General features: G+C 64.4%; 15 protein-coding genes. 9 read left to right on the top strand and 6 right to left on the bottom strand.

All coding sequences use genetic code 11. The features are described from left to right. Positions 1-887 (bottom strand): LysR family transcriptional regulator (locus Q0H50_RS04380; protein WP_294419757.1); only part of this gene is annotated, 887 nt, incomplete at its 3' end. A 430-nt stretch (positions 888-1,317) separates the two neighbouring features. Between Q0H50_RS04380 and Q0H50_RS04375 the strand changes: the two genes are divergently transcribed. Both Q0H50_RS04375 and Q0H50_RS04370 read left to right on the top strand, forming a co-directional pair. After that, positions 1,318-2,295 carry a diaminopimelate dehydrogenase gene (locus Q0H50_RS04375; RefSeq protein ID WP_294419754.1) on the top strand — a complete coding sequence of 326 codons (978 nt, stop codon included), beginning with the start codon at positions 1,318-1,320 and terminating at the stop codon, positions 2,293-2,295. A 373-nt stretch (positions 2,296-2,668) separates the two neighbouring features. After that, a complete protein-coding gene (locus Q0H50_RS04370; protein ID WP_294419752.1) occupies positions 2,669-4,156 on the top strand; it encodes a solute carrier family 23 protein in 1,488 nt (495 codons plus the stop codon). A 219-nt stretch (positions 4,157-4,375) separates the two neighbouring features. Here the strand turns inward: Q0H50_RS04370 and Q0H50_RS04365 are convergent, their stop codons facing one another. Further along, positions 4,376-5,017: a nucleotidyltransferase family protein gene (locus Q0H50_RS04365; RefSeq protein WP_294419750.1), complete on the bottom strand. Its 642-nt coding sequence runs from the start codon at positions 5,015-5,017 to the stop codon at positions 4,376-4,378. Positions 5,018-5,141: 124 nt separating this feature from the next. Here Q0H50_RS04365 and Q0H50_RS04360 point away from each other — a divergent pair, with 124 nt between their 5' ends. Genes Q0H50_RS04360 through Q0H50_RS04335 form a run of 6 tightly spaced genes read left to right on the top strand, consistent with a single transcriptional unit; the run spans position 5,142 to position 11,168 of the window. Next, positions 5,142-5,933: an FAD binding domain-containing protein gene (locus Q0H50_RS04360; protein WP_366936626.1), complete on the top strand. Its 792-nt coding sequence runs from the start codon at positions 5,142-5,144 to the stop codon at positions 5,931-5,933. Beyond that, on the top strand, positions 5,934-6,407 hold the full coding sequence (locus Q0H50_RS04355) for a 2Fe-2S iron-sulfur cluster-binding protein (RefSeq protein WP_294419748.1): 474 nt from the start codon (positions 5,934-5,936) through the stop codon (positions 6,405-6,407). It abuts the gene before it with no gap. Continuing rightward, positions 6,400-8,700, top strand: coding sequence for a molybdopterin cofactor-binding domain-containing protein (locus Q0H50_RS04350; protein ID WP_294419745.1), 2,301 nt, complete (start codon positions 6,400-6,402; stop codon positions 8,698-8,700). The genes Q0H50_RS04355 and Q0H50_RS04350 overlap by 8 nt, the downstream gene beginning before the upstream one ends. A 5-nt stretch (positions 8,701-8,705) precedes the next feature. Beyond that, positions 8,706-9,365 (top strand): selenium cofactor biosynthesis protein YqeC, encoded by a 660-nt coding sequence (gene yqeC / locus Q0H50_RS04345; protein ID WP_294419742.1) that lies wholly within the window; start codon positions 8,706-8,708, stop codon positions 9,363-9,365. Beyond that, entirely contained in the window at positions 9,353-10,153 is an 801-nt protein-coding gene (gene yqeB / locus Q0H50_RS04340) for a selenium-dependent molybdenum cofactor biosynthesis protein YqeB (protein WP_294419739.1), read from the top strand. Before yqeC ends, yqeB begins: the two co-directional genes overlap by 13 nt. A gap of 16 nt (positions 10,154-10,169) precedes the next feature. Beyond that, positions 10,170-11,168 carry an XdhC family protein gene (locus Q0H50_RS04335; protein ID WP_294419738.1) on the top strand — a complete coding sequence of 333 codons (999 nt, stop codon included), beginning with the start codon at positions 10,170-10,172 and terminating at the stop codon, positions 11,166-11,168. Here the strand turns inward: Q0H50_RS04335 and Q0H50_RS04330 are convergent. From Q0H50_RS04330 to Q0H50_RS04320, 3 genes are all read right to left on the bottom strand, one after another. Beyond that, positions 11,165-11,887 carry a TetR/AcrR family transcriptional regulator gene (locus Q0H50_RS04330; RefSeq protein ID WP_294419736.1) on the bottom strand — a complete coding sequence of 241 codons (723 nt, stop codon included), beginning with the start codon at positions 11,885-11,887 and terminating at the stop codon, positions 11,165-11,167. The genes Q0H50_RS04335 and Q0H50_RS04330 overlap by 4 nt on opposite strands. A gap of 64 nt (positions 11,888-11,951) precedes the next feature. Then, positions 11,952-12,131: a DUF5692 family protein gene (locus Q0H50_RS04325; RefSeq protein WP_294419759.1), complete on the bottom strand. Its 180-nt coding sequence runs from the start codon at positions 12,129-12,131 to the stop codon at positions 11,952-11,954. An 11-nt stretch (positions 12,132-12,142) separates the two neighbouring features. Continuing rightward, positions 12,143-13,165: a DUF5692 family protein gene (locus Q0H50_RS04320; protein ID WP_294419734.1), complete on the bottom strand. Its 1,023-nt coding sequence runs from the start codon at positions 13,163-13,165 to the stop codon at positions 12,143-12,145. A 490-nt stretch (positions 13,166-13,655) separates the two neighbouring features. Between Q0H50_RS04320 and Q0H50_RS04315 the strand changes: the two genes are divergently transcribed. Continuing rightward, on the top strand, positions 13,656-14,921 hold the full coding sequence (locus tag Q0H50_RS04315) for a RidA family protein (protein ID WP_294419731.1): 1,266 nt from the start codon (positions 13,656-13,658) through the stop codon (positions 14,919-14,921). Here Q0H50_RS04315 and Q0H50_RS04310 read toward each other — a convergent pair. After that, complete coding sequence (locus Q0H50_RS04310; protein ID WP_294419730.1) at positions 14,918-15,079, bottom strand: hypothetical protein; 162 nt, start codon at positions 15,077-15,079, stop codon at positions 14,918-14,920. The genes Q0H50_RS04315 and Q0H50_RS04310 overlap by 4 nt on opposite strands. Between the last annotated feature and the right edge of the window lie 45 nt (positions 15,080-15,124).

The raw sequence follows: 15,124 nt of genomic DNA, 5'->3' as shown, positions 1-15,124 counted from the left end.
TTCTGCAGCAGCTGCAGGTAGCGCTCGGCGACCGAGGACCGCGGGCGGTCGGCGCGCTTGACGTATCCCAGCTCCATATGCTCGGGGCTTTCGAGCGGGATGGACACGATCTGGCTGCCGTTGAGGTCCTCGGAGAGGATGCCGCTCGAGATGGTGTAGCCGTCAAGGCCGATGATCAGGTTGAACAGCGTTGCGCGGTCGGTCACCACGATGCTCTTGTCCACCGCCTCGGCGATGTGCAGCTCCTCGGCGTAGTACAGCGAGTTGCGGATGCCCTGGTCGTAGCTCAGGCGCGGGTAGGGCGCCAGGTCGGCAAGGGTTGCGCGCTCAAGATGCGCCAGCGGGCTGTTGCGGCTGACGAACACGTGCGGCTTCGCACGGAACAGCGGCACGAAGTGCAGGTCGGCCGACTTCACCACGTTCGAGATGACGCTTTCGTTGAAGTCGCAGCGGTACAGCACGCCCAGCTCGCTGCGCTGCACCCGCACGTCGTCGATGATGCCGGCCGTGGACGTCTCGCGCAGCGAGAACTCGTAGCGGTTGCGGTCGTATTCACGCACAAGCGAGACGAACGCGTTCACCACGAAGGCGTAGTGCTGGGTGGATATGCCGAACACGCGGCGGATGCGGTCGGTGCCTTTGTATTCGCCTTCCAGAAGGTCGGCCTGCTCGATGACCTGGCGGGCGCGCGAAAGAAAGCGCATGCCCTCCTCGGTGGGGACGACGCCGGTGCGCGAGCGCGTGAAGATGGTGATGTCCATCTCGCGCTCAAGCTCCGAGACCGCCTTGGAAAGGCTGGGCTGCGCGACGAAGAGCTTCTCCGCCGCCGCGGTGAGCGACCCGGATTCGGCTACTTGGATGACGTATCTGAGCTGTTGGAGTTTCATGGGCCGTATTCTAGCAGGAAGGGAAGGGGACCGGTAGGATATCGCCGGGTCGGTACGCGTGGCGGACGCCGTGCGTGGGATTGCCGCTGCTGCGAGCGCACGCGTCGCGGCGGTGTTGCGCGAGGATCGGTTGCGGCGCCGCGGACGGGGCGTAGTCGGTGCACTGCGATCGGGCTTCGCCGTCGCGTCGCGCGCGGGCTTGCCGATGTGCCGCGAGCGGGCTTGCGTCGTGCCGCGCGCGGACGTTCGCCGTTGTGCCACACGCGGGCCTGCGGTTGTGCCGCGCGTGCGCTTCGCGGCCGTTTCCCTATACGGTTGGTATGCGGAAATTGCGCGGCGCTTGCGGGTTCGGCGCGCGATATGCGTATCATGGAAGCGTTTTTCAGGCACTATCGCGGCCCTGTGCCGCCGCATCGGGAAAGGAAGCGAAATGACTCGCATCGGCATTTTGGGATACGGAAACCTAGGACGTGGCGTTGAGCTGGCCATTCGCCAGAACGACGACATGGAGCTTGCGGCGGTGTACACGCGCCGCGACCCCGCAAGCGTGAGCATCGCCACCGAGGGCGTGCCCGTTCGTTCCGTGGCCGACCTTGAGACCGGCAACGAGGACATCGACGTGCTCATCCTGTGCGGCGGCAGCGCCACCGACCTGCCCGAGCAGACGCCGAAGTACGCGGCGCTGTACAACGTGGTGGACTCGTTCGACACGCATGCCAACATCCCCGCGCATTTCGCGAACGTCGACGAGGCCGCCCGCGAGGCCGGCACCTGCGCGCTCATCTCCTGCGGCTGGGACCCGGGCCTGTTCTCGCTGAACCGCCTGTACGCCAACTGCATCCTGCCGCAGGGCGCGGACTACACGTTCTGGGGCCGCGGCGTTTCCCAGGGGCACTCCGACGCGCTGCGCCGCATCCCCGGCGTGGCCGATGCACGCCAGTACACCATCCCCGTGCCCGCCGCGCTCGAGGCGGTGCGCGCCGGCGGCAACCCGCAGCTGACCACGCGCCAGAAGCACACGCGCGAGTGCTGGGTGGTGCTCGAGGAAGGCGCCGATGCCCAGGCGGTGGAGAAGCAGATCGTGGAGATGCCGAACTACTTCGACGAGTACGACGTCACGGTGAACTTCATCAGCCAAGAAGAGCTCGACCGCGACCATAAGGGGCTGCCGCACGGCGGTTTCGTCATCCGCACGGGCACCACGGCCGGCGGTAACGATTGCCGCATCGAGTATTCGCTCGACCTGGGCTCCAACCCCGAGTTCACCGCGTGCGTGCTGGTTGCCTACGCCCGCGCGGTCGCGCGCTTGGCCTCCGAGGGCGTGAAGGGCTGCAAGACCGTGTTCGACATCGCGCCCGCCTACCTCTCGCCCGTAAGCGGCGAAGAGCTGCGCGCCCACATGCTATAAGGGCGCGGTTCCTGGAACCAAGCCAGCGCGCGGGCGGGAGTTTGCCCCGGCTTCTGCGACCAGGGTCTTTCTTGCGTGGTGTTTGCGGCCGTCCCGTTTCCGGGGCGGCCGCTTCGTTTTGGCTTGAAACTGCTTCTTTTCCGGATCACGGGCTTTTGCGCCGGAGGCGTTGGCGTGCTGTCGCAAGGCGCGCCGGGCGCGAGCACGAAGTCGGGGGCGTTACCGAACGGGTAGCGCCCCTGTTTTGCGTTCAGGGTCGCTATGGCCGTTCCCGAACATGTCACGTACGTGTAAATTTCTTCATGCCTTCTTCAAAAAGATGCGCCAGGGTGCTATTTTTTTGCAGTTTCCGTCCTTTAGAAGGGGGATGTGCATGGTAGATGAGAAACCGGAGGCGGTAGAGCAGGTTCAGGAGAAGGCCAGCTCGGCTGCCGGTTCGGAGGAAACCTCCGGTAACGCAAGGTCGCTCGGCGTTTTCTCGTTCGAGGGCGACATGTCGCTGGCGCAGGCAATTCCGCTGGGCCTGCAGCACGTGCTGGCCATGTTCGTGGGTAACCTGACGCCGCTTTTGATCGTCACGGGCGCGTGCGGCCTGGCGGGCGCGGAGTTCGCGGACGTGCAGCTGGCGCTGCTGCAAAACGCCATGTGGATCGCAGGCGTGGTCACCTTGGTGCAGCTGTTCGGCATCGGACCGATCGGCGGCAAGGTGCCCATCATCATGGGCACGTCCTCGGGCTTCATCGGCGTGTTCAACTCCGTGGCGGCCTCCATGGGCGGCGGCTTGGTGGCCTACGGCGCCATCATGGGCGCGTCGATCATCGGCGGCTTGTTCGAGGCTGTGCTGGGCTTTTTCCTCAAGCCCCTGCGCCGGTTCTTCCCGGCCGTGGTCACGGGCACCGTGGTGCTCTCCATCGGCTTGAGCTTGATCAGCGTAGGCGTGAACACCTTCGGCGGCGGCGCCTCCGCCAAGGACTTCGGCTCGTTTGAGAACCTGTGCCTGGCGCTTGTCGTGCTGGTGGTCATTTTGGCGGTCAAGCACGCGACCACCGGGTTTTTGAGCGCATCCTCCATTTTGGTCGGCATCATCGTCGGTTATATCGTCGCAGGCATCATGGGCATGGTCCTGCCCACCACCGGCGTCGATGCGAACGGCGTCGAGTATACGAAAGCGTGGGTTTTGAACTGGGATAAGGTTGCCGCGGCGGCATGGTTCGCCATTCCCGACCCGCTGCCCGTGGCGCCCGTGTTCGACATGCGCGCCATCGCCCCCGTGCTCGTGATGTTCGTGGTCACCGCTGTTGAGACCGTCGGCGACATCTCCGGCGTCACGCAGGGCGGCATGAACCGCGAGGCCACTGACAAGGAGCTTTCCGGCGGCGTGATCTGCGACGGCGTGGGCTCCACCGCAGCGGCTCTGTTCGGCGTGCTGCCGAACACCTCGTTCAGCCAGAACGTCGGCCTGGTCACCATGACGAAGATGGTCAACCGCAAGGCCCTGGCGTGCGGCGCGGTCTTCCTGATCTTGTGCGGCTTGTGCCCGAAGCTGGGCGCGGTGGTCTCCATCATGCCGCAGTCCGTCTTGGGCGGCGCGGCCGTCATCATGTTCGCTTCCATCGTGGTCAGCGGCATCCAGCTGATCACGCGCGAGCCTTTGACCCCGCGCAACCTGAGCATCGTTTCGGTTGCCCTGGGCCTGGGTTACGGTATCGGCGCCAACCCGGCCGTCCTGGCGGGTGCTCCCCAGATGGTCAGCCTGATCTTCGGCGGCTCCGGCATCGTTGCCGCTGCGGCCGTGGCGATCATCTTGAACATCGTGCTTCCCAAGGATAAGGAAGTTCCCCAAAGCGGCGCAGACGTATAGCCTTTCGCGACGCATATATGACGAGAATGCCCGGTAGGTCTGCGTGACCTGCCGGGCATTTTGGGCTTTTAGGGGCTTTTGCGGCTGCGTAAGCTCGCGCGGCGGCGGCGGCGGCGTGCGGCTTTGCGGGTAGCGTGTGGGAGCGCCTGGTTGCTTGCCCTGCTGTGACGTGTGGTTTTTTCGGGGCAGCGCGTTGGCGCGCTCGATAGTTCGTCTTGCTTACCCGATCGGGGCGTGGCCGCACATGGCGGCATCTCGGCCCGCCTTCATATGCGCTTGCAGCGCTTCCAGGTCCTGCACGGTGTCCACGTCGAACAGCTCCCATTCGTTGGCGGCTTCCACGCATCGCACGCGTTGCGCGTGCACTTTCGCCACGAAGCCGCCGCCTTTGCCGGGCGGGAGCGCGCGCAGCTCATCGAAGGCCCAGGCGGGGAACAGCACCGGCGCGCCCGGCGTGCCGCGGAAGCCGACGCGCCAGATGGGCTCGGGGTGCGCCTCGGCGCTGCGAAGCAGGGCAGCGAGGGTATCCGCGCTGATGAGCGGCTGGTCCGCTTGGATGAACGTGACCGTGTCGCACCCGTCCATGGCCTGCATCCCCAGACGCACGGTGTCGCTTCTGAGCGGTTCATCGTGCAGGATGGCCTCCACGCCCAGGCTGCGGCACAGTTTCGCCACGTCCTCATGGCGCGTGACCGCCACGCGTTTCGCGAACAGCCCGTCGGTGGCGCGGATTGCGTGGGCGATAAGCGGCATGCCGTCTAGGTCCGCCATGAGCTTGTTCGATCCGAAGCGCGTGCCCAGGCCCGATGCCATGATGATGCATCCGTGTACGGCGTTTGGGTTTTCAGCGAGGCTGGTCATGGTCGGTTCGCCTTTGCAGATTCGATGGTCGGTCGGTTGGGTTCGGTGTGCGGGGCTTTCGAAGGGTTCCCTGGCCACAGTATAATATGTACGTTTCTATAAACCTCAAGCAACGGGGTGCGCCATTATTACCTTTCAGAAATACGTTCGCCCGCAAAGCCTGCAAGAGGCTTGGGAGCTGAACCAGAAGAAGCGCAATCGCGTGGTGGCGGGCATGATGTGGCTGAAGATGGGCAACCATTCCTTCGGCACCGCCATCGACCTGTGCGATCTGGGCTTGGACACCATCGAGGAGACCGACGAGGAGTTCCGCATCGGCGCCATGGTCACCCTGCGCCAGATGGAAGCCCACGCCGGCCTTGACGCCTATACCTGCGGCGCCATCAAGGCGGCGTTCGAAGACATCGTGGGCGTGCAGTTCCGCAACGGCGCCACGCTCGGCGGCAGCCTGTGGCGCCGCATGGGCTTCTCCGACATCGTCACCGCGTTTCTCGCCATGGACAGCTACGTCGAGCTGCATGAAGGCGGCATCGTGCCCTTGGAGCGTTTCGTGAGCATGCCCTACGACAAGGACATCCTCGTGCGTCTTATCGTCAAGAAGCGCCCTGGCGCCTTTGCGTACCAGGCAGTGCGCAAGCAGCGCACCGACCTGCCCACGCTCAACTGCATGGCGGCGAAGATGGACGGCGAATACCGCGTGGTGGTGGGCGCGCGTCCGGGCCGCGCCGCGCTTTTGCGCGATGAGCAGGGCATCCTTGCCGATGGCATCAATGAGGCAAGCGCCGCGGCGTTCGCCGAGCACGTGGCGGGAAGCATCCGCGTTTCCGGGAACATGTGGGGCAGCGCCGAGTATCGCCGCGCGCTTGCGCCCGTGCTCGTGCGTCGCGCCTTGCTGGCGTTAGGGGAGGTGCGCTAGATGGAAGTCAAGATCAAGCTGAACGGCAAAACGGTGGCCGACGACATCCCCGCCGACATGCTGCTCATCGATTTCGTGCGCGCCCACGGGTGCAAAAGCGTCAAACGCGGCTGCGAGACGTCTGCGTGCGGCCTGTGCACGGTGATGCTCGACGACGTGCCCGTGCTGTCCTGCTCCACGTTGGCGGTGCGCGCCGATGGTCGCAGCGTCTGCACGCTGGAAGGCCTGCAGGCCGAGGCGTCGGAGTTCGTGGGCTTCATCGCCGACCAGGGCGCCGAGCAGTGCGGCTTTTGCAACCCCGGCTTCGTGATGAACACCATCGCGCTGCTGCGCGAGAACCCCGATCCCACCGACGACGAGATTCTGGCGTACCTGAGCGGCAACCTGTGCCGTTGCTCGGGCTATGTGGGGCAGCTGCGCGGCATCCGCGCCTTCCTGGACGAAAAGCATGGCAAGGAGGTCGAGCGTGGATAGGCCCGAATATCGCTCCGTGGGCAAGTCGGTCCGCAAGAAGGACTCGATGCAGCTTTTGCTGGGCAAACCCGTCTATACCGAGGACATCGCGCCCGATGCGCTGGTGGTCAAGCTTCTGCGAAGCCCCCACGCCAACGCCATGGTGAAGACCATCGACACGTCGAAGGCAAAGAAGGTGCCTGGCGTGGTTGACGTCTACACCTGGGAGGACGTGCCCAACCAGCGTTTCTCCAACGCCGGGCAGACCTACCCTGAAACCAGCCCGTACGATCGCCTGATCATCGACCGGCACGTGCGCTTCGTGGGCGATGTGGTGGCCATCGTTGCAGCCGAGAACGAGAAGGCGGCGCAAACCGCCCTTTCGCGCATCAAGGTGGAATACGACGTGCTGGAACCCGTCTTGGATTTCCGCACTGCGAAGGACAACCCCGTGCTGGTGCACCCCGAGGACAACTGGCATATGCTGTGCGACCTGGGCGGCGACAACACGCGCAACCTGGTGGGCACCACCTCCGACGCCGGCGGCGACATCGAGGCGGTGCTGGCCGATTGCGACGTGGTGCTGGAGCGCACCTACCATACGAAGGCGTACAACCAGGCCATGATGGAGACGTTCCGCACGTTCACCCAGCTTGACCGTTACGGCAGGCTGCACGTGATCTCGTCCACGCAGATCGTCTACCACGTCCGCCGCATCCTTTCGCACGCGCTCGGCATCCCGAAAAGCCGCATCCGCGTGGAGAAGCCGCGCATCGGCGGCGGTTTCGGCGCGAAGCAGACCGCGGTGTGCGAGATGTACCCCGCGTTCGTCACCATGAAGACGGGGCGTCCGGCCCTGTGCGTGCTCTCGCGCAAGGAATCGCAAACCTGCGGGTCCCCGCGCCACGAGATGGAGGTCAAGGTCCGCCTGGGCGCGAACAACGACGGCCGTATCCGCGCGCTCGGGGTGACCACGCTGTCGAACTCGGGCGCCTACGGCGAGCACGGTTGGGCCACGGTCGGCCTGACCGGGCACAAGACCATCCCGCTGTACACCGGTTCGCTCGAGGCGTTCAAGTTCGACGCCAACGTGGTGTACACGAACATGCAGCCGTCGGGCGCGTACCGCGGATTCGGCGCCACGCAGGGCCAGTTCGCCGTGGAAACTGCCGTCAACGAGCTTGCGGCGAAGCTGGGCCGCGACCCGGTGGAGCTGCGCGAGCAGAACATGGTGCGCGAGGGCATGGTCATGCCCGCCTACTTCGGCGAGGTTGCCAACGCCTGCGCCCTGGACCGCTGCATGCAGCATTGCAGCGACATGTTCGGTTGGAGGGAGAAGTTTCCCGTACGCGACATGGGCAACGGCAAGGTGCGCGCCGCCGGTATGGCCATGTCCATGCAGGGCTCGGGCGTCTCCGGCATCGACGTGGGCTCGGTCACCGTCAAGCTCAACGACGACGGGGGATACATGCTGCTCATCGCCGCGGCCGATATGGGCACGGGCTGCGACACCATCCTGGCCCAGATGGTCGCCGAGCATATGGAATGCCCGCTCGAAGCCGTGAGCGTGTTCGGCGCCGACACCGATGCGTCCCCGTACGATTCGGGTTCCTACGCATCTTCCACCACCTACGTCACCGGCATGGCCGTGGAGAAGGCGTGCGCGCAGCTCAAGGAGCGCCTGTGCGCCATCGCCGCCGAGGCGCTCGACTGCGACGCGGCCGAGCTGAGCTTCGAAGGCGGATGCGTGCGCCACGAGGCCACGGGACGCACGGTATCGCTGCCTGAGATCGCCGCGAAAAGCCAGTGCAACTGCAGCCTTGCCCCGGAGGCCACCGCGCAGCATTCCTCGCCGGTGTCCCCGCCGCCGTATATGGTGGGCATGGTGGAGATCGAGCTCGACCGCGAGACCGGCGTGGTGGAGGTGCTCGACTACGCCGCCGTGGTCGATTGCGGCATCCCCATCAACCCGGCGCTCGCGCGCATCCAGGTGGAAGGCGGCATCGTGCAGGGTATCGGGCATACGCTCATGGAGGACGTCACCCGCACGCCCAAGGGCGCCATCCGCGAATCGAGCCTGTTCACGTACCGTTTGCCCACTCGTCTGGACACGGGGCGCATCAACGTGGAGTTCGAGCATTCCTACGAGCCCACCGGCCCGTTCGGCGCGAAATCCATCGGCGAGATCGTCATCAACACGCCGGGCCCTGCGTTGGCGCAGGCCATCTACCGGGCAACGGGCGTGTGGCATCGCGAGCTGCCCATCCTTCCCGAGCACATTTTGCTGGCGAAACCGGAGGAGCAGGAATCCTAAGCAGCTTGCTACATATCCAGCGTGGGCTTACGGCCATCATCGGCGGTGGCGGCAAGTCCACGCTTTTGCGCGCCCTGGCCGAGGAGCTGTCGCGCAATGCACGCGTGGTCGTGGCCACCAGCACGAAGATGCACGTGCCCGATTGGTGCCCCGTGGTGTTGGGCGCGTCGCCCGACGATGTGCGGGCGGCGCATTCGGAAGCTCCCATCGTGTGCGCGGGGTCCATCCACGTGCCCACGGGGAAGCTGGCCGAGCCGCGGGTGGCGTTCGCCGATCTGGTGCGCTTCGCGGACTATGTGCTGGTGGAGGCCGACGGGGCGAAGAAGCTCCCGCTGAAGGCGCATGCCGAGCACGAGCCGGTCATCCCTGCGTGCGCGGGGCGGACGGTGTGCGTGGTCGGGGTCGATGGCATAGGCGCCCCTGTTTCCCAGACGTGCCATCGGCCGCAGCTCTTCGCGCGGCTGGCGGGCGTTTCCGTAGATGACGCGGTCACGCCCGAGGCGGTGGCGGCGGTGCTGCGCGCCGAGGCGCTTCATGACGTGGTTTTGATCAACAAGGTGGAAACCGCCGCCGACTGGCAGGCGGCGCGGCGCATCGCGGCGCTGTGCGAGACGCCGGTGGTGGCGGGAAGCCTTTGGAGGGACGATCTTCGATGCTTGCGGTGATCCGCGGCGCCGGCGATATCGCCAGCGCCATCGCGCTGCGCCTTGTGCGATGCGGCGCTTCCGTGTTTATGACCGAAATAGAGCAGCCTTTGACGGTGCGCCGCACCGTGGCCTTCAGCGAAGCTGTTCGTATGGGGAAAGCCCAGGTGGAGGGCGTGACGGCTGTGCGCGCCCGCAATGTTTCCCATGCCTTGGAGCTGCTTTCGGGCGAAGACGTCATCCCCGTTTTGGTGGACCCCGCGTGCGCGTGCGTCAAGGATGCGGTGCCGGACGCGGTGGTCGACGCCGTGTTGGCCAAGCGCAATCTGGGCACCTCCCTGGATATGGCGCCTATCGTCGTCGGGGTCGGCCCGGGCTTCACGGCGGGCGTGGATTGCCATGCGGTGGTGGAGACCATGCGCGGGCATACCCTGGGCCGTGCCTATTACGAGGGCTCGGCGCTGCCGAACACCGCGGTGCCCGGCCTGGTGGGCGGCTTCGCCGGCGAGCGCGTGCTGCGCGCCCCTTGCGACGGCGTGTTCCGCGGTGTTGCGGCCATAGGGGACCATGTTGAGGAGGGCCAGGCGGTGGCGTACGTGGGGGATGTCCTCATGGTTGCCACGCTGACGGGCGTTTTGCGCGGGCTGATAGCCGACGGGGTGCAGGTGCACCAGGGCCTGAAGTGCGGCGATGTTGATCCGCGCGGCCAAAGCGGCTATTGCGGGCTGGTCTCGGACAAGGGCCTGGCGGTAGCGGGCGGCGTGCTGGAGGCCATCCTTCATTTGAGTGGAACGTTTTCGGCCCGATAGGGCGTGAGGTGGGAAGATGCGCAAGATCGCAGAGCATATCGCAAGCGCTTGCCGTGCGGGCGAGCCGTTGGTGCTGGTCGCGGTGGCGGAGAGCAAGGACTCCACGCCGCGCAAGGCGGGCACGCTCATGCTGGTGTCCGCCGACGGGTTGGTGTGCGGCACCATCGGCGGCGGCGCCATCGAGGCGCACGGCATAGCTTGCGCGCGCCGTCTGCTGGGAGGCAAGGCGCACCGTTTCGAGAGCATGGGCCTTGAGGAGCGCCTGGGCATGGTCTGCGGTGGAAGCGCAAGCCTGTTGTACGTTCCGATATGCGGCGGCAGCGCGGTGTGGGCCAAGGTTGCCAGCGAGCTGTTGCGCTGCTTCGAGCAGCGTACGCCGGCGTACCTGGCGTTAAGCTGCAGCGATGACCTGCCGCGATCCGGCGAAGGCGTTGCGCTGTTCGATGCCGATGGGGTCTTGCTCGCGGGCGACGCTGCCGCGCCGGGCAATCGTGTTCGCGGCTTGAAGGGACGCTGCATCGCGGACGGTTGGCTCATGCTTCCCGTTCCCTTGCCGGTCCGGGCCGTGGTGTTCGGCGGCGGGCATGTGGGCAGCGCCACCGTTTCGGCCTTGTCGCGCGTGGGGTTTTCCTGCACGCTGTTCGACTGCCGGCCCGAGTTCGCGAACGCCGGCAAATCCCACGGCGCGCAGCAGGTTGTCGTGGGGGATTACCACGACATCGCCGCTTCCCTAACCCTTGACGAGCGCGATTATGTCCTCATCATGACGCACAGCCACCGGCACGATTTCGCCGTGCTGGAGCAGGTGCTCCGCAAGCCGTTGGCATACGTGGGATTCATGGGCTCGCGGCGCAAGATCGCCACGGCGCGCGAGCGCATGCTGGAAGCGGGGATTCCCGCGTCGGCGCTTGATGCCGTGCACATGCCCATAGGGTTGGATATCAAAGCCGAAACGCCCGAGGAGATAGCCGTCAGCATAGCCGCCGAGTGCATCCTGCATCGGGCCACGCGCTAAGCTGCGCCATCGGAGGACGGCGTCGGGCGCGAAGGCGCATCAGGGTGTTCCGGCCAAGGTGGCGGATCGATCACCGTCATATCAAGGCGAAGCGTTTGGGCGATAAGCGTTGCAAGCTCGTCGTCGGTGATGTCGGGTTTCGCCTTCATCATCCCCGCCAATCCGAATATGAGCAGGCCGAACGTTTCGGGGATCAGTTGGATCTCGATGGTCCGGTACGCCATGTACTCGGACACGATGTAGTTCTGGATGCACGCCACCACCTCGCGGACGGCCTGCGTGGCGAAACGGTCGCGCATGCCGAGTTCCTCGAGCACGGAAAACATCGGGCGAGGGTCGCCCGATGCGGTGTAGAGCGCGCGTCGCAGCATGGATACGCAGTTTTTCAGCTCCGAGGGGGTTTCGCCGAACGCGCGCAGCTCGTTCCAGGTGGACACGCTTTCGACCAGATCTTCAAGATAGTCCTCGATCACGGCGTCGGTGACCGCCTGCTTGTCGGGGAAGTAATAGTACAGAAGGCTGCGCGCCACGCCCGCCTTGCGGGCGATGGCGGCCATGCTGGTGGCGGCGACCCCTTCGGTTTCGTAAAGCTCGCGCGCTGCCAGCATGATGTCGCCGGCGGTGCCTTCAAGCCGCGCGCTCTGCCTGACCTGCCGCGTGACCGGGTGCGGCAGGTCAGGATCGAATCCGGGTATCGGTTTGCTGTCCAGCGCAGACACGGGGGCTCCTTCGCAAGTTGAGAAGCCGGCGCGCTGCGTGCACTCAGGCGCGGTTCGCTGCAGATCAGCGGTTCTCCTCGACGACCTCTCGATAGTTCTTCGTGTCATTATAGAGCTCGTCTTTGAGCGGGTTAAGGTGCCGTGCGCGGATTCGGCGTAGCTGGTAGGCGGCAAGGGCGACATTGGCGATGAGCGCCACCAAGCTGACGGCGAAGAACGCGTTCGGGTTATGAGTCGTGGGAATCTCGGCGAACGTTACGGGCGCTCCACCATGGTTTTGACGCGGCCCTTCTCGTCCCAGGCGGCTGCGTAGCCGAACTCTTCCAGGTTGGCAAGCGCGGCTTCGCGCTGGCCTTCGGGAACGTCGATGCTCTCGAGGTACACCCTGCGGAAACGCGGGTTGTCGATGTAGAGCTCCTGCTTGAAGGGGTTGCGCTTCTTGCCGAAGATCGTGTAGGCCTGGTAGATGAACACGCACGCGTTGAAGATGAGCGCGATGACCGAGATGGTCATGTGAGCTGCGGGGTTGTTGGTGGAATGGACCACGAACGCCGGATGCAGGAAGAACCAGGGGATGGTCATGGTGACGATCATGTTCACGGCAAGCGTGCGGACGCGGTGCTGGGCGTAGGCGCCGCGCTTGATGAAGAACGCCGGGATGGTGCAGGCGGCCAGAAGCACCAGGCCGCAGTACATGGAGCGGTCGGAGACGCTGTTGTAGGTGTAGGCGAAGTTCCACAGGTCGTAGCCGATGATCCAGAACCACAGCTGATCGGGCCAGACGTAGTCCTTCTTCTTGCCGCGGCTGACGATGATGCCGAAGAAGCCGCAGATGCAGATGGCGTTCAAGATGCCGGCGATGCCGTTCATGACGTTCCACGGGCCGCCGACCACCATGTAGCCATCGACGATGCCGTTGACGCCCGTGAGCTGGAAGTCGCGGATGCACGCCTCAAGGATGTTGATGGCGAAGATGATGGGCGGTATGCAGACGATGTACTTCTTCTGGAAGGCGGGGAAGTACACGATCAACCAGCCCAAGATGGCTCCGGCCAAGCACGAGTAGGTTTTCACCCACTGGAACCACGTGCCGGCGCCCGTGCCCTCGACCGCGGTATGGGGCCAGACGAAGACGGTCAGAACGACCGGCAGCGCGATGAATATGACCGCGCCGACCCATTTGTTCAAGCGCGACAGCTCGTTCATGCCGATCAGAAATGCCAGGTACAACAACACGCTCACGCATGCCGTTGCCGATAGCGGCTCATAGAAAAACATGGCGGATCCCTCCTCCTTGTATGCCTGCGGGCCATCCGGGGCGCCGTTCGATCATCTTGCGACGCGGCGTGCATCCGGCTCGGCCCGCTCCCTTCGGCGAGAGTGTAGCAAGGGCTTTTTCCGTTGGTTTGACGGTTCGCCCTTGATTCGTCAGGGATGGGCTTCGGCGGCAAACGGCTGTTTTTCGCCGGGAAACGTGGTTGACGGAACGGTAACGGTTGAAATTTCTTTTCCCGAAAAGGGCATCGATCGGTATGCGAAATCAACAGGGTTTCGCTGGAAAATACGCGCCCAAACCCAAGGATTATGGGATTAGGCAATCATTTTCTGCTTAGATTCCCGGGATTCGATCGATAGAAGCTGGCCGCGAATTTACTGAAAATCGATTGACAATGACAATCGCCGTCAAGTTTAATGCGCTCTGACGCAAGTCGTGGGAAAACGTATTTGCGCAACCTCATTGAAGGCTGTCAACAGAAAGGGTATTGCCATGGCGGATAACGTGGTAGTGGCAAGGAACACCGAGAACGCACCGAAGTGCCCGATGTGCTCTCAGACCGTCGCTTTCTCCCATTACAACAACCTCTCGGCCCAGCTGCCTGTCGATCCTAAGACCGGCGCAATCGTCGAGGGCGGTGTCAAGGAGCAGGCAGAGCAGTGCTTCCGCAACATCGCAGCCATCGTTGCGAGCATCGATCATGACCTGAACGACGTCGTTCGCGTCACCATCTTCGTCAAGGACATCATGGACATCGACGTTGTGGAGAGGGCCTACAAGTCCTTCTTCACCACCTACGTGCCCGCCCGCACCATCGTTGCCGTCAACGATCTGCCCATGGGCGCCCTGGTCCAGGTTGAGGCTCTGCTCACCAACGGCGAAGGCACCATCCCGAACGAGCCCCAGGCCGGCGACCTGGTCAAGTACGCCAACAACACCCACAACGCCCCGTTCGACGCGATGTCCACGCAGTCTGTGGCGTTCTCCCACTACAACAACATTACCGCTCAGCTGCCGATCGACCCGGTTTCCAACCAGATCGTCATGGGCGGCGTGCAGGAGCAGACCGCTCAGTGCCTGAAGAACATCAAGGCCGTCCTGACCGCCATGGATGTTCCGTTCGATGACATCGTCAAGGTCACCGTCTTCCTGAAGGACCTCGGCGACGTCGAGGCCATGAACGAGATCTACAAGCGCTTCTTCCCGGATTCGGGCATCGCCCGCGCCGTCAACTACCTGCCGGCCCGCACCGTGGTCGAGGTCGCCGACCTGCCGCAGCATGCGCTCGTGCAGATCGAGGCCGTGTGCTCCCACGGCGACGGCACCCCGCCGCAGGCTGTCGAGGCCCGTCATGGCCTGATCATCGAGGCCAACAACATCGCCGACGCTCCGAAGGACGAGCTGTCCTCCCAGACCGTGGCGTTCTCCCACTACAACAACATCTCCGCCCAGCTCGGCGTTGACCCGGCAACGGGCGCGCTGGTCGCCGGCGGCGTGAAGGCCGAGACCGAGCAGGCTCTCAAGAACATCAAGGCCATCATCGAGAGCGTTGACCATGTTCTGGAGGACTGCGTCAAGGTGAACATCTTCGTGAAGGACATGAACGACATGGACGCCGTCAACGATGTGTACGCTCAGTTCTTCCCCGAGGGAACCCCCGCTCGTCGCGTGGTCGGCGTTGCGAACCTGCCCATGGGCGCCGCCATCCAGATCGACGCCATCTTCGGCAATTTCGAGGGCACCCCGCCGATCGCCTAGCGCATCATTCGCGGATCCTTGTCGATCATCGGGTAACCGATGGTTTTGGAAAGGGAACGGGTTTTCACCCGTTCCCTTTTTTGCGCTTGGGGAAGGTGCGGGCGACTTGATGCGCCGTAGCGCTTGCTGCTGCGGCCTTTTGGCTTGAGATTCGCCACAGGCTCTTGCTTTATGGGGAAAGACCTGGGCATGATGGTTTCTTA

The sequence above is a fragment of the uncultured Senegalimassilia sp. genome, from assembly GCF_934632265.1.
Taxonomy (GTDB): Bacteria; Actinomycetota; Coriobacteriia; order Coriobacteriales; family Eggerthellaceae; genus Senegalimassilia.
The sequence above is the reverse complement of the archived record's forward strand: the minus strand, read 5'-3'. Positions and strand labels throughout refer to the sequence as shown.